Annotated in this window: 18 protein-coding genes; all 18 read left to right on the forward strand. The window is 56.2% G+C overall.

All coding sequences use genetic code 11. The annotated features are described in order from the left end of the window. The first annotated feature begins 55 nt into the window (after positions 1 to 55). The 18 genes from JRJ26_08570 (at position 56) to JRJ26_08655 (ending at position 22,523) form a co-directional block, all read left to right on the forward strand. Positions 56 to 1,222, forward strand: coding sequence for an iron-containing alcohol dehydrogenase (locus tag JRJ26_08570; GenBank protein ID MBW2057532.1), 1,167 nt, complete (start codon positions 56 to 58; stop codon positions 1,220 to 1,222). A 35-nt stretch (positions 1,223 to 1,257) separates the two neighbouring features. Then, on the forward strand, positions 1,258 to 3,108 hold the full coding sequence (locus tag JRJ26_08575; protein ID MBW2057533.1) for an aldehyde ferredoxin oxidoreductase family protein: 1,851 nt from the start codon (positions 1,258 to 1,260) through the stop codon (positions 3,106 to 3,108). Between the two features lie 59 nt (positions 3,109 to 3,167). Beyond that, entirely contained in the window at positions 3,168 to 4,187 is a 1,020-nt protein-coding gene (locus JRJ26_08580) for a zinc-dependent alcohol dehydrogenase family protein (protein MBW2057534.1), read from the forward strand. Positions 4,188 to 4,216: 29 nt separating this feature from the next. Beyond that, positions 4,217 to 5,176 (forward strand): acetamidase/formamidase family protein, encoded by a 960-nt coding sequence (locus JRJ26_08585; GenBank protein ID MBW2057535.1) that lies wholly within the window; start codon positions 4,217 to 4,219, stop codon positions 5,174 to 5,176. Positions 5,177 to 5,561: 385 nt separating this feature from the next. Then, positions 5,562 to 6,875, forward strand: coding sequence for a sugar ABC transporter substrate-binding protein (locus JRJ26_08590; protein ID MBW2057536.1), 1,314 nt, complete (start codon positions 5,562 to 5,564; stop codon positions 6,873 to 6,875). A 106-nt stretch (positions 6,876 to 6,981) separates the two neighbouring features. After that, positions 6,982 to 7,851, forward strand: a complete 870-nt coding sequence (locus tag JRJ26_08595) for a sugar ABC transporter permease (protein MBW2057537.1) — start codon at positions 6,982 to 6,984, stop codon at positions 7,849 to 7,851. Beyond that, positions 7,848 to 8,690 carry a carbohydrate ABC transporter permease gene (locus JRJ26_08600; GenBank protein ID MBW2057538.1) on the forward strand — a complete coding sequence of 281 codons (843 nt, stop codon included), beginning with the start codon at positions 7,848 to 7,850 and terminating at the stop codon, positions 8,688 to 8,690. Before JRJ26_08595 ends, JRJ26_08600 begins: the two co-directional genes overlap by 4 nt. Positions 8,691 to 8,784: 94 nt before the next feature. Beyond that, positions 8,785 to 9,774 carry an amidohydrolase gene (locus JRJ26_08605; GenBank protein MBW2057539.1) on the forward strand — a complete coding sequence of 330 codons (990 nt, stop codon included), beginning with the start codon at positions 8,785 to 8,787 and terminating at the stop codon, positions 9,772 to 9,774. A gap of 111 nt (positions 9,775 to 9,885) precedes the next feature. Further along, positions 9,886 to 11,256, forward strand: a complete 1,371-nt coding sequence (locus JRJ26_08610; protein MBW2057540.1) for an aspartate aminotransferase family protein — start codon at positions 9,886 to 9,888, stop codon at positions 11,254 to 11,256. Between the two features lie 26 nt (positions 11,257 to 11,282). Further along, the gene (locus tag JRJ26_08615) at positions 11,283 to 11,963 is read left to right on the forward strand and encodes a GntR family transcriptional regulator (protein MBW2057541.1); all 681 of its coding nucleotides are present in this window, start codon (positions 11,283 to 11,285) and stop codon (positions 11,961 to 11,963) included. A gap of 293 nt (positions 11,964 to 12,256) precedes the next feature. After that, positions 12,257 to 12,859 (forward strand): GntR family transcriptional regulator, encoded by a 603-nt coding sequence (locus JRJ26_08620; protein MBW2057542.1) that lies wholly within the window; start codon positions 12,257 to 12,259, stop codon positions 12,857 to 12,859. A gap of 17 nt (positions 12,860 to 12,876) precedes the next feature. Then, the gene (locus JRJ26_08625; protein ID MBW2057543.1) at positions 12,877 to 14,241 is read left to right on the forward strand and encodes an aspartate aminotransferase family protein; all 1,365 of its coding nucleotides are present in this window, start codon (positions 12,877 to 12,879) and stop codon (positions 14,239 to 14,241) included. A gap of 53 nt (positions 14,242 to 14,294) precedes the next feature. After that, positions 14,295 to 15,464 carry an aminopeptidase P family protein gene (locus tag JRJ26_08630; protein MBW2057544.1) on the forward strand — a complete coding sequence of 390 codons (1,170 nt, stop codon included), beginning with the start codon at positions 14,295 to 14,297 and terminating at the stop codon, positions 15,462 to 15,464. Positions 15,465 to 15,568: 104 nt separating this feature from the next. Next, the gene (locus JRJ26_08635) at positions 15,569 to 16,549 is read left to right on the forward strand and encodes a substrate-binding domain-containing protein (protein MBW2057545.1); all 981 of its coding nucleotides are present in this window, start codon (positions 15,569 to 15,571) and stop codon (positions 16,547 to 16,549) included. A 146-nt stretch (positions 16,550 to 16,695) separates the two neighbouring features. After that, the gene (locus JRJ26_08640) at positions 16,696 to 17,694 is read left to right on the forward strand and encodes an ABC transporter permease (protein MBW2057546.1); all 999 of its coding nucleotides are present in this window, start codon (positions 16,696 to 16,698) and stop codon (positions 17,692 to 17,694) included. Between the two features lie 24 nt (positions 17,695 to 17,718). Next, positions 17,719 to 18,483 carry a sugar ABC transporter ATP-binding protein gene (locus JRJ26_08645; protein ID MBW2057547.1) on the forward strand — a complete coding sequence of 255 codons (765 nt, stop codon included), beginning with the start codon at positions 17,719 to 17,721 and terminating at the stop codon, positions 18,481 to 18,483. A gap of 244 nt (positions 18,484 to 18,727) precedes the next feature. Beyond that, a complete protein-coding gene (locus JRJ26_08650) occupies positions 18,728 to 20,767 on the forward strand; it encodes a hydantoinase/oxoprolinase family protein (protein ID MBW2057548.1) in 2,040 nt (679 codons plus the stop codon). A gap of 1 nt (position 20,768) precedes the next feature. Continuing rightward, positions 20,769 to 22,523 carry a hydantoinase B/oxoprolinase family protein gene (locus tag JRJ26_08655; GenBank protein MBW2057549.1) on the forward strand — a complete coding sequence of 585 codons (1,755 nt, stop codon included), beginning with the start codon at positions 20,769 to 20,771 and terminating at the stop codon, positions 22,521 to 22,523. Positions 22,524 to 22,549: the final 26 nt, after the last annotated feature.

The raw sequence follows: 22,549 nt of genomic DNA on the forward strand, positions 1-22,549 counted from the left end.
TCGCAAGAACGGAGAGGCAGAGAGTCGGATGAGAGGGGTATGAGAGGAGGTCAAGATGGAAGAGATCAGCTGCAATCTACCCGTAAGAGTCGTTTTCGGTGTCGGCAAATTGAAGCTCCTGGGCGAGGTTACAGAGGGATTTGGGCGGAAGGCCTTCTTGGTGATAGATCCCTATCTGGACAAAACCGGTGTATCCGAGGAGGTTCTATCTACGCTTAGGAAGAATTCGGTTGAGGCAGTCAAGTTCACGGATGTCCGACCCAATCCGGTCTGTTCCGAGATAGACAAGGGAGCAGAACTGGCAAGGGAACAGAAGTGCGAGGTGGTCATAGGCGTGGGCGGGGGAAGCGCGCTCGACACCGCGAAGGGCATTGCGACACTCGCAAAGAATCCGGGCAAGGTGTGGGACTACGTTGAGAGAACTGATCAGGAGGTGTCTCGTCCAAGAGACGTACTTCCCGTAATCGCGGTGCCGACGACCGCAGGGACAGGGTCCGAGGTGACTCTCTATGCCGTGATCAACAACCCGGATGTTAGAGAGAAGAGCACGATATACAGCGACTTGATCTTCCCGAGGGTCGCGCTGGTCGATCCGGAATTGATGGTTTCGATGCCTCCGAGATTGACGGCCCTCACCGGTATCGACGCCCTCTCCCACTCTGTTGAATCGTTTATCAATATCCATGCGAATTCCTATTCAAAACTCTTGGCCAAGGAGTCGATCCGAATAGCCGCCAGGTACCTGCCCGAGGCGGTTGCCAACGGCGGCAACATGGAGGCCCGTTCAAAGATGGCTTGGGCCAGCACCCTGGGAGGCATGGCGATTTCGCATGTAGGGACCACCCTGCCCCACGCCCTGGGTCAGCCTGTCAGTGGACTCGTCGATGCACCTCACGGGGGAAGCATTGCCTCGTGTCTTGCCAGGATCCTCCAGTTCAGCTTTACCAGCGATTTTGAAAGATTCGCCGAGCTCGCCGAGGCCTTTGATGAGAGTGTCGGCTCTCTGCCTCTGCGCGAAAGGGCCGAGAAGAGCGGAGATTTGGCGCAGAGGCTTGTCAGGGATGTGGACTGCGAGGTGGGTTTCGGAGATTTCGGCCTGCAGGAAAAAGACATCGACAAGGCGACCCAGGTGGCAATGTCCGCTTACTTCATCGACCTGGGGAACCATCCGAGAAAGGTCGGTGAAGAGGAAATCAAGAAGTTGTACAGGGAATGTCTTTGAACGATTGCACGTTGCGGATGATTTCGGGGGACATCATGAAGAACGGCTATATGGAAAGGGTTTTGAAGATAGACCTCGCAAAGCGAAAGATCGAGACGATCGACTTTCCGGAGGATGTTCGGAAACAGTACCTCGGTGGAGCAGGCTTGGCCGCCTGGTACCTTTACAAGGAGACCAAACCCGAGGAGATCGACCCCGTGGGGCCCGAGAACGTCTTTGTCCTGCTCACGGGCCCTGTGGCAGGAACACCCGTGTTCAGTTCAAGCAGGTATGAGGTGGCTGCAAAAGCACCGCTCACGGGTATTTGGGGTGAAGCGAACAGCGGAGGCAGATTCGCTCAGGACCTGAAGAGCGCGGGGTACGACGGGCTGATTCTCCATAACGAGTCCTCCGGACCCGTGACCATCCTGATCACCGAGGACAAAGTCGAAATCAAGGAAGCCGAAGATCTCTGGGGCAGGGACACCTATGAGGTGGAACGGCTCGTCAAATCGAAATATGGAGATAGAATAAACATCGCGTGCATCGGACCTGCCGCTGAAAAATCGGTACTTCTCTCAGCCGTGATGAACGACGGCATCGATGGGAGGGCTGCCGGCAGGGGCGGGCTCGGTGCGGTACTCGGTTCCAAGAAAGTCAAGGCCATAGTCGTCGGCCGGGGCAGCAAGAAGACACCGATACAGGACAGGGAAGGGCTCAGGGAATCGATTCGGAGGCTGGCGCCGCGCATGAAGAGCGGTCCTCAGATTCTCGGGCAGTTCGGTACCTCCTGCGGAATGAATTACGTCGAAGAGGTCGGAGACCTGCCCATAAGAAACTGGGCCCAGGGCCGGTGGCCTGAAGGGGCGACAAAGATCAGCGGGCAGACAATGGCTGCAACGATCCTCACCAGACGTTACCACTGTGGCCGGTGCGTGATCGGATGTGGGAGGACGGTCAGGGTCGACAGCGGTCCCTACAAGGTTCCGGAGAGTGCCGGTCCGGAGTACGAGACGCTGGGGATGCTGGGTGCGAACTGCCTCATAGACGATTTGAAGGCCATCGCGAAGGCCAACGAACTCTGCAACCGCTACGGCCTGGATACGATCTCCACCGGAGGCGTGATAGCCTTCTGCATGGAAGCCTTTGAGCGGGGCATTATCAGCTCCAAGGATACCGACGGAATCGAGATGGTTTGGGGAAACGCGGACGCCATGATCGAAATGGTCAAGGCGATCGGCGAAAACAGGGGTTTTGGAAAGATCCTGGGGCAGGGGGTGCGCAAAGCCGCCGCGATCATAGGCGGCGGAGCAGAGGAGTTCTCCGTGCATGTGAAAGGGATGGAATTACCGGCTCACGATCCCCGGGCGAGATTCAGCACGGTACTGAGTTACACCACTTCGAATCGGGGTGCCTGTCACATGAATGTCTTCGGCTATGACTTCGAAAGTGCGACCGTGCCTCCCGAGGGGCTGGGTTACGACAGAATTCAGGATCCATACGCAGTGGAGGGCAAAGCGCGATACGCCATGGCTATGCAGAACCTAATGGCTCTCTTCGATTCTCTCAGCGCTTGCAAGTTCATCATGTTCGGCGGGGTCGGTGTGCCCACCCTGGTGGACTGGATCAACCGCATCACCGGATGGGATTTCGACGGTGATTCCCTGTTGGCGGTGGGAGCGAGGGCCTTCACGGTCAAACGTCTCTATAACAATCGGCTCGGTATCTCCCGGAAAGACGACATCCTCCCCCTCCGGATTTCCAACCTTCCCCGAGATGACGGAGGGGCAAAAGGGGTGATCCCTCCACAGGCGAGGCTTCTGAGCGACTACTATGGCCTCCGAAAATGGACGGAGTTCGGAGTGCCCACCCGGGAGGCGTTGGCGGAGTTGGGCATAGAATTCTGAGGCGTTTCGGGATCGATGCATGCAGGATCCGAAGAATCGCCTCTTGGAGCAGCGGCAGGATGGAATCGAACGTCGTAACCAGAGCCGGCGGGCCCGAGGTCTTTGAACTCAGGGAGATGCCTATACCGGAGCCCGGTCCTGAGGAGGTTCTGGTCCGGGTGTGTGCCTGCGGGGTAAACCCGGTGGACTGCAAGATCCGGAGAGGGGTCGTGGGCGGGCCGCACGTCTACCCACTGGTTCTGGGCTACGATGTCTCCGGTATCGTGGAGGCCGTGGGAGCACGGGTCACCGGTTTTCATCCAGGTGACGCGGTCTTCTACTGTTCCCCCATCAATATGCCGGGCGCCTATGCCGAATACCACAAGGTGGATCACAGGTTGGTCGCCCCAAAACCAAAGAACCTGTCCCATCGGGAAGCTGCCTCCATTCCTCTGGTGGGGCTTACGGTCTGGGAATCCCTTTTCGATCGCGCGGGAATTAGGATCGGGGAGACCATCTTGGTTCACGGCGGATCAGGCGGGACCGGATCCATGGGCATCCAACTCGCCCACTGGGCCGGGCTGACAGTTGTCACGACGACCAGGAGGGAGAACGAGTCCTTTGTCAGGAGGCTTGGGGCCGACCATGTTATCGACTATCGAGAGGTCGACTTCGTGGAAGGCGTCCGTTCCCTCACCCGTGGCCGTGGGGCTGACGTCGTCTTTGATACGGTGGGGGGACAGACCCTTGCGCGTTCCTTTGAAGCCTTATCACAGAACGGGCGTGTGGTCTCCATCGTGGAGACGGAGGAGCCGATCAGCCTGATGCCTCTCTTCATGCTGAATGCGAGTTTTCACTATGAATTCATGGCACTGGAAATGAACGTCGGCCGGGGTTTTGAGCGCAAACGGACGATTCTTCTCTATCTTTCCAAGCTGCTGGAGGACGGAACCATCCGGCCTGTTGTCCAGCGCACCTTCTCCCTGGCCGAGGCGGCCGCTGCTCACGAATGGCTCGAGACCGCCCATGTCCAGGGCAAGATAGTATTGGTGGTCGATCAAGGGGAGGACCGCCGAGATTCACGGGAGACGGGGCTTTGATAAACCTGACGAGCCGATCGGACAGGAGCATGAAACGAATACCGAGAGAAAGGGCCAATCACTTCCTCTTTGATCCCCGGATCCCCCCGCAACTGGTCGTCGAGCCCGGAGAGAGATTCGTCATAGAGACAGAGGACAACCTTTCCGGATTTGTTACCTCGGGCGGCAGCGTGCCCGACATGGAGAACCTTCGCCCCCGTACCCTTCGGGAACCGCCTGAGTTCAATCCCCTCGGGGGCCCGGTGTTTGTCGAAGGAGCCACGAGGGGGGATCTGCTGGCAGTCCACGTGGAGGAAGTCGTTCCAGGGGAAGTGGGGTCGACATCGATCATCCCGGGTGTAGGGCCTTTCTCCGATTCGAAGAGATGGCCGGAGCTCGATGAGGCCTATGCCCACATGATCAGGCACATACCGGGCCCGAGTGGGACGACTCGGGACGGAAAGGCGGTCTTTGCAGACGGGGTCGTCTGGGATCTGAGACCTTTCATCGGAACGATCGGTGTTGCCCCGGACCGCGAGGTGCCGACGAGCCTCTACGGACAGGGAAGATGGGGCGGTAACTGGGATTGTAGGGACATAAAAGAGGGATCAACCCTCTATCTCAATTGTTTCCACGATGGGGGGCTCCTGTTCGTCGGAGACGTCCACGGGACCCAGGGGGACGCTGAGTTCAGCGGGGTGGCAAACGAAACCAAGGCAGAGGTCGTTCTCTCCTGTGAGATCATCAGGAAAAAACAGATCTCCTATCCAAGGATCGAAACACCTGATTCGATTATTGCCCTGTTCGCGACGAGACCCCTTGAGGACGGGGTAAAGACGGCCATTACCTACCTGATGGAGTGGATGATCGAGGAGTATGAACTCTCCCCTCGAGAGGCTTATCTAAGGATAGCCACCGATCCCGATTTCAGGGTGAATATCTATCAGATGGTTCGAGTCGGATGGATCAATTACACTGTGGGGGCTCAGTATCCCAAGAGCCATCTCTGATGTTACCGGCTGGCAACCGCTCAAGGATAGAGTGGACCTCGGTGTTGCTCGACCGTCTTGGATCGGGCAGGCATAGGGTTGCCCGGCTTCTGAATCTCTTCTGAGAGATTGTCTCGAGTGTGCCCGCCCGGTTCTGATCGTTCCATCCATTCTCCCTTCCTTTTCCCTGAGCCCTATCCATAGAGGGTTTGTCCCTTGATTGACGTGGCGGAGAATCTCCAAAAGAAAAAACTTGACAGCCCATCTGATGTCTGGTTATAAAAAGTAACTGTTAAAAGTTAAACACGCTGCGGGGTACCGCTCTCTTTTGGGGAAAGGAGGTGAGGCTGGAGAAAGATCGACCAATCGACTACTCACTTGCAGAGACTGGGAAGGAGGTTGAATCATGAAGAAACAGGGACTGTTGATTTTTGCCGTGGCTGCCGTCTTCGTGCTGGGTTTTGTGTCGACGGGTTTCTCAGCCGGGATTACGCTGAGGGTGGCCAACCAGGCGAGCCAGTGGGCTGATGCATTCAAGAAGTTCGTGCCTCAGTTCACGGAAGAGACGGGCATAAAGATCGAATTCGAGGATATTTCTTTTGGGGTCATGTATGAGAAACTGAAGACCACCTTCATCGGCGGTGCCTCCAAGTACGACATGATTTGGTATGACACGATGTGGACACCGGAGTTCGCCAAGAGGAAATGGATCAGAGATCTGAGCGCCTATTTGGAGGATCCATCATTGACCCCGAGTGGTTTTGGATACCCCCATGATTTCTTCGGGACCTTCTATTCCGGCGCGTATCCGGCTGACAACCGATGGGACCTGCCGGAGGGGATATTCGGCATCCCGTGGATAGCGGGATTCAGGCCCCTGTACTACAGAACAGACTTGGTCAAGCAAGCGGGGTTTGTCGATCCTTTGGGTGAGGCGAAGCCGCCCGACACGATGGACGAGCTCCTCGCCTATGCACGCAAGATCAATGATCCGGCGAACAAGGTCTACGGCTACGTCATGCCTGCCAAGCGGCCCAGGATCGTCTATGACTGGTCCGGCTTCTTGTGGACCTATGGTGGTGACTTTTTTGACAAAGACTACAGACCTATCTTCAACAATCCGGCAGGTGTGAAAGCGCTCGAGACCTATATCGAACTCGGCAAAGTCGCCCCCCCGGGAGTAGCGGCCTATCACATCACGGAGGCCTGGACGTCCTTTATGCAGGGCCAGGCCGCTCTTGCATGGACCTGGCAGGATCTGGCCTCGGTGGCACGAAAGCAGTCTCAGATCATAGGGAAGTTCAAGTGTGCACCGCCTCCGGTTTACGGGGGTAGAAGGATCCCTCTGGTGGGTGGTATCACCGTCTCGATCCCGACAAGGGCACCCCATCCCGAGGAAGCCTTCAAGTTCGTCACCTACGCGTTGATGCCGGAGAGGGCCAAGAAGGCAACACTCATGGGGGCTACGGTTCAGAGGCGGAGTACCTGGGACGATCCGGAAGTGGAGAAGATGTATCCCTCCGCAGTGGGTGATCTGGAAGATTTGTGCCAGGACAGCGGGAGAACGGTCCCTCTCATTCCTGAATGGGCAACCGTGGATCAGATCATCGGGGAACAGATGTCGGCTGCCTTCTCGGGGCAGAAATCGGCCAAGGAGGCTCTGGATGCGGCGGCCGAGAAGGTCTACAAATTCATGAAGGAGGCAGGTTACTACGACTGAGGCGCGGCGGGTGCCACGACTCGAGCCTCTACCGAGTAAGGGGGAGAGGGGAAGGCTCAGACTCCTTTCCCCCCTTGTTCTTTGCCGGTGAAATGGAAGCCCTTCCATGGAGAACTTGAGGAAAAGCGGAGCCTTGTTCTACGTCCTCCCTGCGCTGATCGTTATGGCGGTCATAACGTTCTACCCCTTCGTTTACACCGTTTTCTTGAGCCTTTGCGACTGGAACCTGACGACCTTTCGGGGAAGGCATTTCATAGGCATTGACAACTACCTGAGCTTCTTGACCGACGAGGACGCCTGGAACTCCCTCAGGGTCACCGGAATATACCTGGTTTCGTGCGTTGGAGTCGAATTCGTCTTGGGCATTGCCATTGCGTTTCTGTTCGACGTGAAATTCAAAGGGCAGGATTTCATAAGGAATCTGCTCCTCTTTCCCATGGTGATGTCTCCGGTGGTGGCCGGGCTGATCTGGCGGTGGATATTCAATGCAGAGTTGGGGTTTGCAAACTACGTCGTTGAACTCCTCGGTTTCTCGGCCCTCCCGTGGCTGACCAAGCCCAAGCTCGCGCTCTTCTCGGTCATACTGGCCGATATCTGGCAGTGGACACCCTTTGTCTTCCTGGTCTGCCTGGCGGGCCTCCAGTCTGTGCCCGGCGAGTTGATAGAGGCCGCCAGCCTGGACGGTGCTTCCTGGTTTCAGATTCAGCGGTTTGTCTCGTTGCCGGTCATCAAGCCGGTGATACTTACCGGCCTTCTCATCCGAACAATCGACGCACTGAGGTTTGTAGACAAGATCTTCGTCCTCACCTACGGCGGCCCGGGGTCGGCCACATCCGTTCTTGGATTCCTGATCTATCTGAAAGGATTCAAATACTTCCAGATGGGCATGACCGCCGCCTTCTCGCTTATTCTGCTCGGCATTATCATATTCCTCGCGAATATGCTGATTCGTTCCTTTCGGGGGGAGAGAGAATGATCTCCACAGACAGAGGACCTGTTTTGAAGATACTGTTGGGCTCCGTAAAGTACATCACCGTGGGAGCCATCGTCACGTTTTTCTGCTTTCCCATATTCTGGACGGTCATTACATCGATAAAGCCTCTCGACCTTATTCCGAGAATGCCGCCTGTTTGGTGGTTCAGGCCGACCCTCGAGCATTACATATCGATCTTTGTGGACAAGGGACTCACAAAGAGCCTCTGGAACAGCTTCTCCATCGCCACCATGAGTACGGTCCTCTCGCTCCTGGTAGGAACGCCTGCGGCTTATGCTTTTTCCAGATTCAAGCTCCCGGCGAAGGAACATCTCGCCTTCTACTTCCTGACCGCTCGAATGGCTCCCCCCATATCGGTGATCCTTCCCCTTTTCCTGATCTTCAGTTCTCTCGGGCTTCTCGATACGAAGTTCGTTCTCGTGATCGCATACATGACCTTCAACTTCTCCTTTGTGATCTGGATGATGCGGGGATTCTTCAACGAGATTCCACCCGAGTTGGACGAATCCGCCATGGTTGACGGGTGTTCCAGGTTCGGGGCCTTCCTGAAGGTGGCTTTGCCGCTTACGGCGCCGGGATTGGCGGCTTCGGCAATCATCTGTTTTATTTTTTCGTGGAACGAGTTTCTCTTCGCCCTGATCCTGACGAACATATCGGCAAAGACCCTCCCGGTCGCGGCTGCGGGGTTCATTACGGACAGGATGGTGCTGTGGGGCAAGCTTTGTGCTGCCTCGGTGGTGATATATCTGCCCGTCATGATCTTCGGCCTGCTTACGCGCCGCTATCTGATCCGGGGTCTGACCCTGGGAGGCATCAAGTAGGGGGGAGAGGTCACAGGCGTTCAGTCATCTGGGGAAGAGGAATTTCGATATCCCTGTAAAGAGCGGGTGCGAGCGAGCAGAAAGGAGCCGAAATATGGAGATAATAGACGCCCATGCACACATCTGGACATGCATCAGCGGCGAAAGGTCCGGCCACGTCCGCTGCCGGAGCGATCGATATGGAAAAGCCAGGGTCTGGTCGATCCGGCGGTCCGGAGAAGTCCCCGGCTTCCGGTCTGATAAGTGGACCAGAGGCAGGGAGGTGATCGAGCGGTGGATCCCGCCTTCTTTTGTGAACAGCTCCGTGGAACCGGAGGTCTTGATCGAGTACATGGACTGGATCGGCGTTTCAAAGGCCATTCTCATGCAGGCCCCCACCTACGGAAACCAGAACGAGTACTACAGGGAAGTGCTCGACCGCCATGGAGACCGTTTCTGCGGCGGAATGGCACTCGTTGATGCCCGGAAGGACGTCTCGGAGATGTGTGAAGACCTGGAGTATGCGATCGTCGGCCTCGGGCTCAAGGGTGTCAAGTTCGAAACTCCGGATTCGGAAATCTGGGTGGATGAACCCAGATACGACCCTTTCTGGAAGAAGCTGGTTGATCTCGACGGGGTTCTGGGTATTGATCTCGGATGGGAAATCGGTAACCCATACACTTTTCAGATCGATCGTCTGGAAAACCTGATGGGGCGGTTCGAAACCATGCGTGTGGTTGTGATGCATCTGGGGGTCAGCAATCTCCTGGATATGAGCCAGCGCTACCCCTTCCCGGATCTTCAGAGGACGCTGAAGCTGGGCAGGTACAAGAACCTCTGGTTCGAGCTCGCCTCGATCGTCCACATGGGCGGAGACCAGGAGTATCCTTTCCCAAGAGTCCAGGAGATCGTCCGGGTCGCCTTTGAGGCCGTGGGGCCGGCGAAGCTTATATGGGGCAGCGACTTTCCCACGGCTCTCGACGTCTGCACGTACAAGCAGACCCTGAATCTCGTTGCCCGGCAGTGTGATTTCCTTTCAGAGGAGGACAAGGCGTGGATTCTGGAGAGAAGTGCCCGCAGTGCCTACAAGATCGACGATGACTGATCCAAGAAGGCGGCGGCCTGCCGGGCCGAATCACCGGTGCCCGATGAGATCGGAAAAAAGAAGAGGACAGACAGAGCAGGGACAGCCTGCTTGGGAAGGAAGGTGGTTTTCATGGGCAAGACATTCAGCATGACGCCCGAGGCTGTGGAGAGTCTCGAGACCAGGTACAGGAGGATCGTGACGCCCATTCCCGTTCCTGAATCCCTGGGAATCCTGGAAGAGCTCCGCCGGTTCGAACCCCGGTCTATGACAGGCCAACCATTGATCATATGGGATCGGGCCGAAGGTGTAAACGTCTATGATCCGTACGGGAACAAGTGGCTCGACTGGAGTTCGGGCGTGCTCGTGACAAACGCCGGGCATGGGAGGCAGGAGATTCGGGAAGCCATGGCCCATCAGCTTGAAAGACCTCTTCTCCACAACTACTGCTTTCCCAGTGAAATCCGGGCAAAGCTCGCCAGGAGACTGTCAGAGCTGGCCCCGCCGGGCCTTGACAAGGTTTTTCTGCTCACCACGGGATCCGAAGCCATAGAGTGTGCCATCAAGCTCGCTCGCACCTATGGGCTGGGCAGAGGTGGGAAGAAGAAGAACGTGATCGTTTCATTCGAGAAGGCCTTCCATGGCAGAACCCTCGGATCCCAGATGGTGGGGGGCATTCCCGAGGGCAAGAAATGGATCGTCAACCTGGATCCCGACATGTGCCAGGTGCCGTTTCCAGGGGATTTCCGCGTTGAGGATCCCTCCTTCTCTCTCTTTGAGAAGACCTTGAGACAGCGAGGGATCGACGGGGACCGTGTGGCGGCCGTAATAAGCGAGACCTTTCAGGGCGGAGGGGCGAGCTTCTTCCCCGAAGGGTACGTGAAGGAGTTGAAAGCCTGGTGTGAGACCCACGGAGCCCTCCTGATCCTGGACGAGATTCAAGCGGGATTCGGCAGGACCGGCAGGATGTTCGGGTTTGAGCACTATGGGGTCGTTCCTGACCTGGCGGTCTTCGGGAAGGGGATTACGAGCTGTATGCCCTTGTCCGCGGTGATCGGGCCTCAGGAGATCATGGACCTGTACGAGCCCGGCACCATGACCAGCACGCACTCGGGCAACCCCGTCTGCTGTGCCGCGGCTCTGGCGAATCTCGATCTTATCGTGGGCGAAGGGCTGGTCGAGAATGCCGCGTCGGTGGGAGAGACCCTGGGAAGGGCCCTGGGGGACCTGAAAGGAGAATTCCCCGCCGTCGTGGGAGCGGTTCATGGGCGGGGGATGGTCTACGGCCTCCACATGGTCGAGAAGGGTTCCAAGGAGCCTGACGGCGAGCTGGCCTTTCGCATAGTCGAGAAGGCGGTTCAGAGGGGGTTGATGCTCTTTGCCCCGGTCGGGTTCGGCGGTGCTACCATCAAGATCTGTCCGCCCTTGACCATGACCGAGGAAGCGGTAAGGGACGGGTTGGAGGCTTTGCGGGAGGCATTCGAGGCTGAGGCGGGAGCCTGAAGGGCTGCTTCTGGAAGGTGTCTGCCGTGGAGATCGAGAAGCTGCATCACAAGAGTCTCAGCGAAGAGGTCTTCGAACTTCTCAGGGAGAAGATCATCCGGTGGAAGTTCAGGCCCGGTCAGAGGCTGAAAGACCGGGAGCTGGCCGAAGGTTTGGGGGTAAGCCGGAGTCTGGTGAGGCATGCCTTCACCCTTCTTGAAAAGGACGGTCTTGTCAAGGTTTCGCGGACAGGGGTTTATGTCTCCCGGTTTACAAAGAGGGAGATTCAAGAGATATACGAGGTGAGGAGACTACTGGAGTCCTTCGCCCTCGAGTCGGCCTACGATAACATCACAGATGAGGAGCTGGACGAGATCGAGGGGAAGATAAATGAGACCAAACGAGACCTGGAGATGGGACAACTCGAGGCGAGCTACGCCCTCGACGTGGCCATCCACCAACTCATAGTCAACAAATGCAACAATTCCCAGATCAAGAAGATGTACTCGAACTACCGCAGCATCCTTGGGATAATCATCCTTTCGGATTACAACAAGCCCGATAACGTGGTGGAATCCTTTGAGGAGCACTGCCGGATCTTCGAAGCCATCAAGCAGAGAGATTTGAACAAGGCAAGGGAGGCGTTGCTCTCCCATCTTTCCGGTTCGATGAACCGTGTGATCGAGATGTTTGGAAACATGGCATCTTCGAACACCTCCGGTCCGTGAGGTGGCCGAGAGTGCCTCGCTTCAGGCCTTCTCGGGACGAGGGGAGGAAGGTGTCACCCACCCGATCCAGACTCTTTTTTTCTTACGCTCACCACCGGCGGATCCCCATCGCCTCGACGGTCTAGCTCGGGACAAGGGTGTTCTGCGCGGGTCAGGGGACTTGGTTTTTTTCACTTGACAAGGCCCGCCTAATATATTATCGATAGAAGACTGTCGCTGATATATCAACTTTCCGAATGATGAAGACTCTCCGTTCAATCAACACAGCCAGCCTGGCAGAGCAGATATACCAGGTGCTCAAGACCAGAATTACCAACCTTGACATTTCCATGGGCCAGAGGCTCGATGTAGCTGCCTTACAGGCTGAGCTGGGCGTCAGCAGGGCTCCCATCAGAGAGGCTTTGCAAAAGCTGGGAGAGGGCCGCCTGGTTGATATCAAGCCGCGGGTCGGCTATTTTGTCTTGAGACTCTCCCGTTGTGATATCAAGGACATCTACGATATGCGGAGGCTTCTCGAGACCCATGCTCTCCGGGAAGCGATGGGGAAGATACCGGTCGGGAAGTTGAGCCGTCTGAGGGATGAGATACTGAAGTTGAGGGGCGGGGTTTTCTCGCCCGAAGAGCTCAGGAAGCGATTTGACCGGACGGACCATGCACTTCATCGAGAGCTGATTCTCGGCAGTTGCGAGAACAGGTTCTTGCGTGACTTTGCTGAGAGACTCAACAACTTTGTGACTATCGTGAAACACCTCAATCAGAGGATCGATCAGGCCTCAGAGGAGCATCTCAGGATACTAGAAGCGCTCATGAAGGGAGACCTGAAGGAAGCCGAGGAAGAGCTGATCACCCATCTGAACAATGCGGAAAGCAAGACCCTTGAATCCTTGGAGGTCTGAGGCGTAAAGGAGGAGCCATGAATTCGTCTGAACTGTTTCAGAAAGCGGAGAAATGCCTCATCAAGGGTACGTCGGCAGCGGGAAGATTCCACGGTGTGCTGGGGCGGCCCGTGTACCTGGAAAAGGCCGACGGATCTCATCTTTTCGATATCGACGGTAGGGAGTATATCGACTACAACAGCTCTGCGGGAGCGGCTTTCTTCGGGTACAATCATCCGAGGCTTCGAGAGGCCGTGGAGAGATCTCTCGAAATGGGCTTCTTCATGAACTTCGAGTCCGAGTATCATCAGGAACTCGCCCAAATGCTCTGTGACGTGATCCCGAGCGCCGAGAAGGTCCGCCTGTCCAACACCGGAACCGAGGTGACAATGGGAGCTATCCGGCTGGCCCGGGCGTATACGGGGAGGGAGAGGATAATCAAGTTCGAAGGTCATTTCCATGGAATGCACGAATGTATCTTTTACAACCACGGGGCACTCGGCAGGAAGGACGAGTACGGCCAGATCGAGCCCCTGCCCGACAGCGGTGGATTCCCGGAATGTTTCGCCGACCCGCTGATCGTTTTGGAGGCAAACAATATCGGTGCCGTCGAGCATGCAGTGAAGAAGTACAGGGGAGAGATAGCCGCGATAATAATGGAGCCGATAAGTTACAACTGCGGGTGCATGCCGGCAAAGAGGGAATACCTCCAAGGGGTCCGGGAGATCTCCCGGGCTGAAGGAATCGTGTTGATCTTCGATGAGGTTCTCTCCGGGTTCAGGATGTCAATCGGTGGAGCCCAGGAGCACTACGGGGTCACCCCGGACTTGACGACTCTAGCCAAGGCTCTGGGTGGGGGATTTCCCATATCGGCTCTTGTGGGGAAAGAGGAGATCATGAGGTATCTGAACCCGGGCGGGCCCACGGTGATGAGCGGGACCTATACGGGCTCTCTCACGCCGGTCTTGGTCGCCATAGAGTGCATGAAGATGATGAGGGAACCCGGCTTCTACGACCGCCTCAACGGCCGCGCAGAGAGGCTGTACACGGGCATGAACAGGCTCTTCAAGGATTACGGTATCCCGGGCCATGTGAGAGGAGCGGGGAGCCGTTTTGCAACCTTTTTCGGGATAGAAGACGAGGAATGCGACTTCGATTTCAGGAGAATCGTCGAGAATTTCGATCCATCCACGTACAGGAGGTTTGTAAAGAAGGCCCTGGACCACGGGCTGTATTTTCACATAGAAGGCTGGTCTGGAGGGGGGGTGTCACTGCCGACCCACTCAGGGATTACTTCGGCCCACACGGACGAAGACATAGACGTCACCCTGGAGAGAGTCCAGGCCATTTTCGAGGAGCTCTCAAAAGAGGGAATTTCAAATCGGAACGGCCCGGGATCTTGAACTCGAGAGGGCATCCCGGGACATGCCTCTAAGGAAAAGGAGACTGAGAAAGGATGGAAAAGAGAGATCGGATTGTTGAGGCACTCAAGAGAGCGGGGGTCGATGGGCTGGTATGCTTTCTTCCCGAAAACGTGCTCTTTCTGAGTGGATATTGGCCCAACACAGGGCGTTCGTCGGTTGTCTATCCCGTGGAGGGCGAACCGGTTCTGATCGTCCCCTGGCCGGATCTGGAATTCATTCCCAGCGGCTGGAACGGGGAGACTCTGGAGTACGGGGTCGGCCTGGACGATCAGGCTCCGGATCAGCAGGTGGCCGCCCTCTTGAAGGGGGTCTTCGAGAAGCGGGGGCTGCTGGGTTCCAGGATCGGATGCGAGCGCTCTTTCGAGGTTCTGGCCGGGACGCACATCGGAGGAGAGGTCACGGTTCCGGGTCCTCCTCTGTTCGGTCTGCTGGAGGAGACCATGCCTGGAGTCGTATTCGAGTGCCAGACGGCGCTGATACGGGAGCTGAGGATGCGCAAGACACCCGGCGAAATAGAAGCAATGAAGGTTTGCCAGGATATCGTCGCCTACGCATTGAAAGAGGCCAAATCCCGGCTCCATGAAGGGATGAAGGAGACAGAGGTCGCCGCCATCATTGAGTCTGCAATAATGACTCACGGTGTGGGCCACAGGGGTGTCAGGAGGGCCAGAGGATTTGCCTTTGTCGTATCAGGGCCCCGCAGCGGCGGTGTCTATGCCTGGGGTCCTTACAACGTCTCAACCGAACGGGTCCTGCGGAAGGGCGATCTCGTCTTGATCGAACTCGATGCTTATGCAGACGGTTATTGGGCGGATCTCACCCGTACTTTCGTCGTAGGTGGGCCGGAGGAAAGACAACGGGAGATCATGGCGGTCGTGGTGGAGACCCTCGAGAAAGTGGTCGAATCTTTGAAGCCCGGGATGAAGGCTTCTCAAGTCGGCGAGCTGGCCCGGGGGTTGATCCGGGATGCGGGGTACGGTGACTGCTTCCCCCACAATATAGGTCACGGGGTGGGATTTGCCTTCCATGAGATGCCATATCTGCGCCCGACCTCCGATACCGTGCTTGAGGCTGGAATGGTGCTGGCCATCGAACCCGGGATCTATGTCCAGGATTGGGGAGGTATCCGGGTGGAGGACAACGTGGTGATAACTGAGGAGGGAGGGGCGCGCTATCTGTCGGACCTCGCAAGAGGCTTCTAGCCGCGCCCTGAAGCTTGGATTGAAGGGAGGTGATGCCTGAGAGGGAAGACAAGAGGAGTGGATCTTTTGTGAGAGTCGAATGAATGAAATCTAGGAGGTGGCACATGAAGAGAATGCTGTATCTTGGTTTGGTTCTAATGGTGGCGCTCGGCTTGATGGCGAGTCCTTGCATGGCGGGAGCTAAGAAGACGAGCTACACATTCGGGTTTGTCCCCGGAGTGATCATAAACCCCTTCTACATCAGCATGAACTACGGTGCCAAGGCTGCTGCAGATCAGTTGGGGGTGAAGCTTATCTGGGAAGGCCCCCAGAACTGGGATTTCGCCAAACAGACGGTGGTGGTCAACGCACTCGTTACCAGAGGAGTGGACGCGCTCATCCTGTCTCCCTGCGATCCCGAGGCACTCAAGGGACCTTTGAGGCAGGCCGTGAAGGCCGGCATTCTCGTGATAACGACCGACACGGACATAAATGATCCCAAGGCGGAGATTCGGGTTACCAACATTGCATCGAACAACTACCTGGGTGGAATCAAGGCAGGGGAGGCCCTGGCCAAGGCCATCGGCGGGAAAGGCAAGGTTGCCCTCATGGGTGCCATGACAGGGGTGACGACCAACGAGGATCGTTACAGAGGCTTCAGAGAAGTCATGGCAAAGTACCCTGGTATCAAGATAGTTTCGACCCAGTACAGCAACAGCGATCAGGCCAAGGCAGCCCAGCAGATGGAGTCGGTGCTCCTTGCCCATCCCGACCTGGCAGGAGCGTTCGGGGTAGATACCCCTACCGCACACGGGTGTGCCATCGGGATACGGAATGCGGGGATGAAAGGCAAGGTGAAGCTGGTCGGCTTTGATGCTCAACCCCTGGAGGTGGAGGACCTGAAAGAGGGGTTGACGTCGATGCTGGTCGCTCAGGCTCCCTATGCCATGGGATACCTCGGGGTTCAGTTTGCCTACGACTATCTCCAGGGTTTCATAGCCAAGTTTCCGGGCAACTTTACCACGGGCTACTACATTATCACCCCGAAGAACGTGAACGATCCTGAGACACAGAAGTGGATCTATCAGACAGAACCACCCAAGTAAAAGAGCCGGGGGAGGGGCCGCAGGGGAGCCCCTCCCCCCTCGGGAGGAATCCTAACCGGGAGTCTGCTGTGCAGAGGGTTCGTCCTTCCCGTTGCAAGGGGGGCTCGTCCGCATGCAGAAGCCTTCTTATTTGAACAGGGTCTGAAATGCCTCTAAAGTCATACCTCTCAGCTACCAGGGATCTAAAGAACACGCTGCTGAAGCAGTGGATTTTTCTTATTCTGGTTCTCTTCGTGATCTTCTTCTCTTTGGCCGCGCCCGGGTTCTGGTCTCCTCGCAACTTCAAGAGTCTTTCGGTTTATACCACCGAACCGCTGCTTCTCGCACTGGGCCAGACCTTCGTAATCGTCTCAGGAGGAATCGATCTCTCTGTGGGAGCCATACTGGCCTTCTGCGGGGTCGTTGCGGCTCTCGTTCTGAAGGCGGTTTGGGCGGTGGTTCCAAGCCCTGTGTTCAGCATATGCATCGGTGTGATAGTCGGACTGATCGCCGGCACTTTGCTGGGTGGGATAAACGGAACGATCATAGCGAAGCTGAGGGTACCGCCCTTTGTGGTGACCTTGGGGATGCTCGGGATAGCGAGGGGGGCGACCTATCTACTCACCTCCGGCCACTCCATCGTCAGTCTTCCTCCGGAGCTTGGAAGAATCGGGAATGCGGAGTTGTTCGGATTCTTGCCCCTTTCGGTCTTTGTGGCCCTCATTCTGGTCCTGGCCTGTCATTTCCTGCTCTCCAAGACACGGCTGGGAAGGTACACCTATGCCATTGGCGGGAGCCCTGCTGCGGCTATGAGGGCCGGAATCCCCCTGGACAGGTACACCGTACTGATCTACGCGATTTCAGGATTCACGGCAGCCTGTGCAGGGATTCTCATCATGGCTCGTTTCTCCACGGGTGCACCCATAGCCGGAATGAACGATGAGCTGGATTCAATCGCGGCCGTTGTGATCGGCGGCGCCAGTCTGTACGGTGGTATAGGTAACATACTCGGGAGCGTGGTAGGTGCGTTCATCATAGGTGTGCTCCTGGTGGGCCTGATAATACTAGGGGTCGACCCCTATTGGCAGATGGTCTCTGTTGGCGGGATACTGATAGCCGCCGTATTCATAGACCAGATGCGGTATCGAACCAGGATCTACTCATGATCTCTTTGACGCCGTAGGTAGAAGATGGACAGGGAAGCCATACTGAAAGTCGAGAACGTGTCGAAGTACTTCGGCGGGGTTCATGCTGTTGAAGACATCAGCTTTGAGCTGTACAGGGGCGAGGTATTGGGGCTGGTGGGAGACAATGGAGCGGGAAAATCCACGCTTATCAAGATGATCGCGGGGGTACTCGTGCCGAACCGGGGGAACATTTACTGGCACGGCAGGAGGCTTGTGGACACGTCGCCCAAAGAGGTCCGTGAGTTGGGCATCGAAACTATCTATCAAGACCTGGCCCTTGCAGATAACCTGGGGGTCTCCGCCAATCTGTTCTTGGGGCGGGAGATGACCAGGAAGCTCTTCGGCCTGGTTGAGATCCTGAATCAGAGGGAGATGGAGAGAGAGGCGAGAGAGGCCCTGAAGCGCCTGGAGATTGAAATCGAGTCGATGCAGACCCCCGTGAGGGATCTGTCGGGCGGGCAGAGACAGTCCGTTGCGGTCGGCCGGGCTCTATACTGGCAGGCCAGGCTTTTGATCATGGATGAACCCACAGCCGCCCTCGGCGTGAAGGAACGAAACAACATACTGAGACTGATCGAACGTCTGAGAGGGGAGGAGGTCTCTGTGATCCTTATCAGCCACAATCTTTCCGACATATTTGCCGTGACAGACCGCATCGTGGTAATGCGCCGGGGAATCAAGGTCTGCGAACTGATTACCGCAGAGACCAGCGAGGCCGAGGTCGTGGGTTTGATGATCGGGTCCGAAGACAGGACGAAGTCCGGCTAGCCCTCTGTAGCGATCGTTGCTCTTGCTTTTCGCCTGGGATTTATGGGCCACCCGAGTTCTCGAGGTGTCGGAATTCGAGTGCCTCGGCCGGGCTCCAGCAGTAGTGGGAATTCAGGCCTCTCACCCTCTCCATCTCCTGTCAACTCGTTCGTAGTGGGTTTCTCTTCTCAGATACCTTCTACCGCAACAAGGCCGAACCTTCAGGAACAGGCCATTATCCGCTAAGAAGTGGAAGGCACGGGCGATGAGCAAAATCGTGGCAGTAGACACGGGCGGGACGTTCACCGATATCGTGGTATTTGATCAACAAACAAAGGAGATATACACGTGCAAGACAAGCACGAATACCGAGATTCCTGCCGAAAATATCATAAACGCTCTCAAGGATATATCAATTGAATCCAACGAGATTACGAGGATGGTGCATGCAACCACCATAGCTACCAATGCCATAATCGAGCGGAAAGGGGAAAGAACCGGGCTTCTGACGAATAAGGGTTTTAAGGACATCGTTTTTATCCAAAGGGGGGATCAGGAACGTTCCTATGATTTGCAGTGGGTAAAGCCAAAACCACTCGTAAAGAGGAGGGATTGCAGAGAGATCGACTGTCGAATGGACTGCGAGGGGAGGGTGTTGCGGGAACCAGATTCCAAGGAGCTCGAGAGAATAGTCGAAGAGTTTAGGGACGAAGGAGTCAAGGCGATCGCCGTTTGCCTCCTCTTCTCCTATGCTGATCCTTCCCATGAACTGCGAGCAAGAGACACGGTAAAGAGGCTGTACCCTGAATGCTTCGTCTCTCTATCCCATGAGGTCTATCCTCGATGGAGGGAATACCAACGTTTCAGTACCACTATCGCGGATGCGTATCTGAAGCCCGTATTCGGCCCTTATGTGAAAAGGCTGGTCAATGGGCTGAAGAGAGCGAACGACAGGTTGCAGCTTCTAATAATGAAGTCCAACGGCGGCGTTACGGACTGGACCTGGGCGATCGAACATCCAATAGAGTCGATCATGTCAGGACCTGTTGGCGGGGTCCTTGCGGCTGGTTACTTTTCTGGGATTGTGGGAGAGAAATCGCTGATTGCCCTGGACATGGGAGGTACGAGTTGCGACGTCTCTCTCATAGAGGGTGGAAGGTGCAGTTATACAACGGATTTTGTGCTTGAATTCGGCATCCCGATAAACGTGCCTATGGTCGACGTGAAATCGGTGGGCGCAGGAGGCGGCTCGATCGCCTGGGTCGACAAGGGGGGGCTCTTGAGAGTGGGCCCGCAGAGTGCCGGGGCCGTGCCGGGACCTGCGTGTTACGGCTCAGGGGGTAGATCGGCTACGGTCACGGATGCCAACCTTGTCCTTGGGAGATTGAATCCTGATTATTTTTGCGGTGGGAAACTGCCCCTTTACCCCGACAGGGGGAGGAAGGCGATTGAGGAGCTGTCGTCAAAGCTGGGCAAGGATCCCGTCGAGACTGCGGATGATATTATTGCCTTGGCAAGCAGCAACGTGGCCAACGCCGTCCGCCTGGTGACAATCGAAAAGGGTATCGACCCGAGAGACTTTGCTATCTTCGGATTTGGTGGTGCAGGGGGATTGCATGTGTTGAAGGTGGCGGACATGCTCGGAATCAGCACGGTGATTATCCCGGTCCATCCTGGAGTGACTTCTGCCTTGGGACTTCTCACCGCCGATTTGCGCGTGGACCGGATGGTAACGTTTCTCATGAGGTCCGACGTGATTGATGAGAGGCTCTTCAACGAGTACCTAAAGAGAACAAGGACCTACGCCCTTGGAACGCTCGAAAGGGAGGGGTTCAAGGGGGAATCCGAAGTCTTTCAGAGTCTCGAGATGCGCTACTACGGTCAAAACTACCAGATTGAGGTCCCCATACCCGATAGATGGGAATTGACGAGAGAGGATATCGAGTCTGCCTTTGTTCTGTTCGGGAAGAAACACAGGGAACTGTACGGTTATGAAAATCCCGGTGATGTTGTGGAGTGTGTCGGAATGATCGTGAGATCGGTTGGGAAGACCAGGGCCCCGGAAATCGGCGTGTTGCAAAGGAGAGGGAGCATTGAGATCAAGGAGAGGAGGCCTGTCTATTTCGGCAGGGAGGAGGGTTTTCTGGAGTGCCCTATCTACGAACGGTCTTCCCTGCCTGACGGCTTCTCGACAGGGGGTCCTGCGATCATCGAGGAACCCGTTTCTACCATCCTTCTGCTGCCAGGCCATGAACTGGAGGTGGATTGTTACGGGAACCTGGTGATCAGGAAGGCCGAGAGGTGACATGGTGACATCGAAGGGCAAGGTGGATCCTGTTCTCATGACTCTTGTAAACAACTACCTGAACGCAACCACCATGGAAATGGGTTTGGCCATGGCGAGGACCGCCTATTCGCCTATTTTCAACGAAACTTGGGATTTCTCGTGTGGGGTTTTTGACGAAAAGGGAGAAATACTGTCGCAGGGAGAGTTTTGCCCGGCCCAGACTGCGGCACTCCAGTTTGCCCTCGAATGGATTGTGAACGAGAAAGGGTTGGAGAGCTTCGGGCCCGAGGATTTCTACCTTCACAACGACCCGTACAGGGGGATGAATCATCTGCCGGAGCATGCGGTGTTCAAGGCGGTATACCAGGGTTCAGAGCTGGTGGGGTTCACTTCGACAATCGGGCATATGGCAGAGCTCGGAGGGATGGCTCCTGGCGGGTTTCCGCCTGATGCCACCGAGGTCTTTCAAGAGGGGCTCCGGATCCCTCCTGTCAAGATCATCAAGAACGGAAGAGAGGACGAGGAACTGTGGGAACTGATAAAGGCCAATGTGAGAACGCCACGGAAGAACGTCGGTGATATCAGGGCGATGGTCGGAGCGTGCAGGTTGGGAGAGAAGAGGCTTTTGGAACTGGTAGATCGTTACGGTCTGGAGACGTATCGAAACATCAAGGAGAACCTCAAATCTTACGCGGAACAGAGGATGCGAGAGGAATTCCGTCTGATCCCAGATGGTGTCTATGAAGACGAAGAGTACATCATGGACAACGACGGGATCGAGGACAGACCGTTCAGGGTGAAGGTGAGGATCTCGGTGGAAGGAGACGAGGTGGTCGTGGATTTTACAGGGTCCGAGGAGCAGGCCAGAGGTCCTATCAACTGCTCATATGTTGCCACAGCAGGAGCCACCTACAATGCTTTTATGCAGATCACCCCTCTGGACATTCCGTCGAACAGGGGCCGATACAGGCCGATCAGCCTTGTGATTCCTCCGGGAATACTCAACGTCCAGTACCCGGGTTCGAGCGTGATTGGCAACACGGAGCTTCACCCTCACATAGTCATGTTGATATTCCGTGCCTTGTCCGAAGTGATTCCCGAGAGGGTATCGGCTGCAAACAACGGCACCTGCGCACTGATAGGATTTGGAGGCGTCCATCCGAAAACAGAGGAATTCCTGGCCGACATGAACACAGAGGCAATGGGGCACGGTGCACGGAGCGGGTCTGACGGCAATGACGCGAGAACGCTCATCAACGGGAATACCAGGATAGCTTCGGTCGAAGTTCTCGAGACGCGCTACCCCTTTCTCCACGAGAGGTTCTGTTTGAATACGGATTCCGGGGGAGCGGGCAGGTATCGTGGAGGGCTTGGAACGATAAGGGAGATAGAGATACTGGCCGATCAGCTCAGACTCTCGGCATGCGTTGAAAGGGAGAAGCTCAGGCCCTGGGGATTGTTCGGCGGCCGACCGGGGACGAATTCCGGCATCATGGTAAGGCGAAGAGGGGATTCGGGGTACAGGACGTTCAAACAGGCATATGGGACGCGATGTAACGGGAAGTTCTCCAATGTCATTCTCAACAGGGGAGACAGGATCCTGATATTCACCGGTGGTGGGGGAGGATACGGAAGGCCCGAGGAGAGGGAGGTTTGGCGCATCGAGGAGGATCTCAAAGAGGGTTACCTCTCCGAAGAAGAGATAGCGGCCGACTATCCTCAATACGGCGGAAAAATGAGACACCGGAACACCGAAGTTGGAGAGACGAAATAGGGAATTCTGGCCGGAGGTGTGCGGCT

It is taken from the genome of Deltaproteobacteria bacterium (assembly GCA_019308905.1).
In the GTDB taxonomy this organism is placed as follows: Bacteria; Desulfobacterota; BSN033; order WVXP01; family WVXP01; genus JAFDHF01.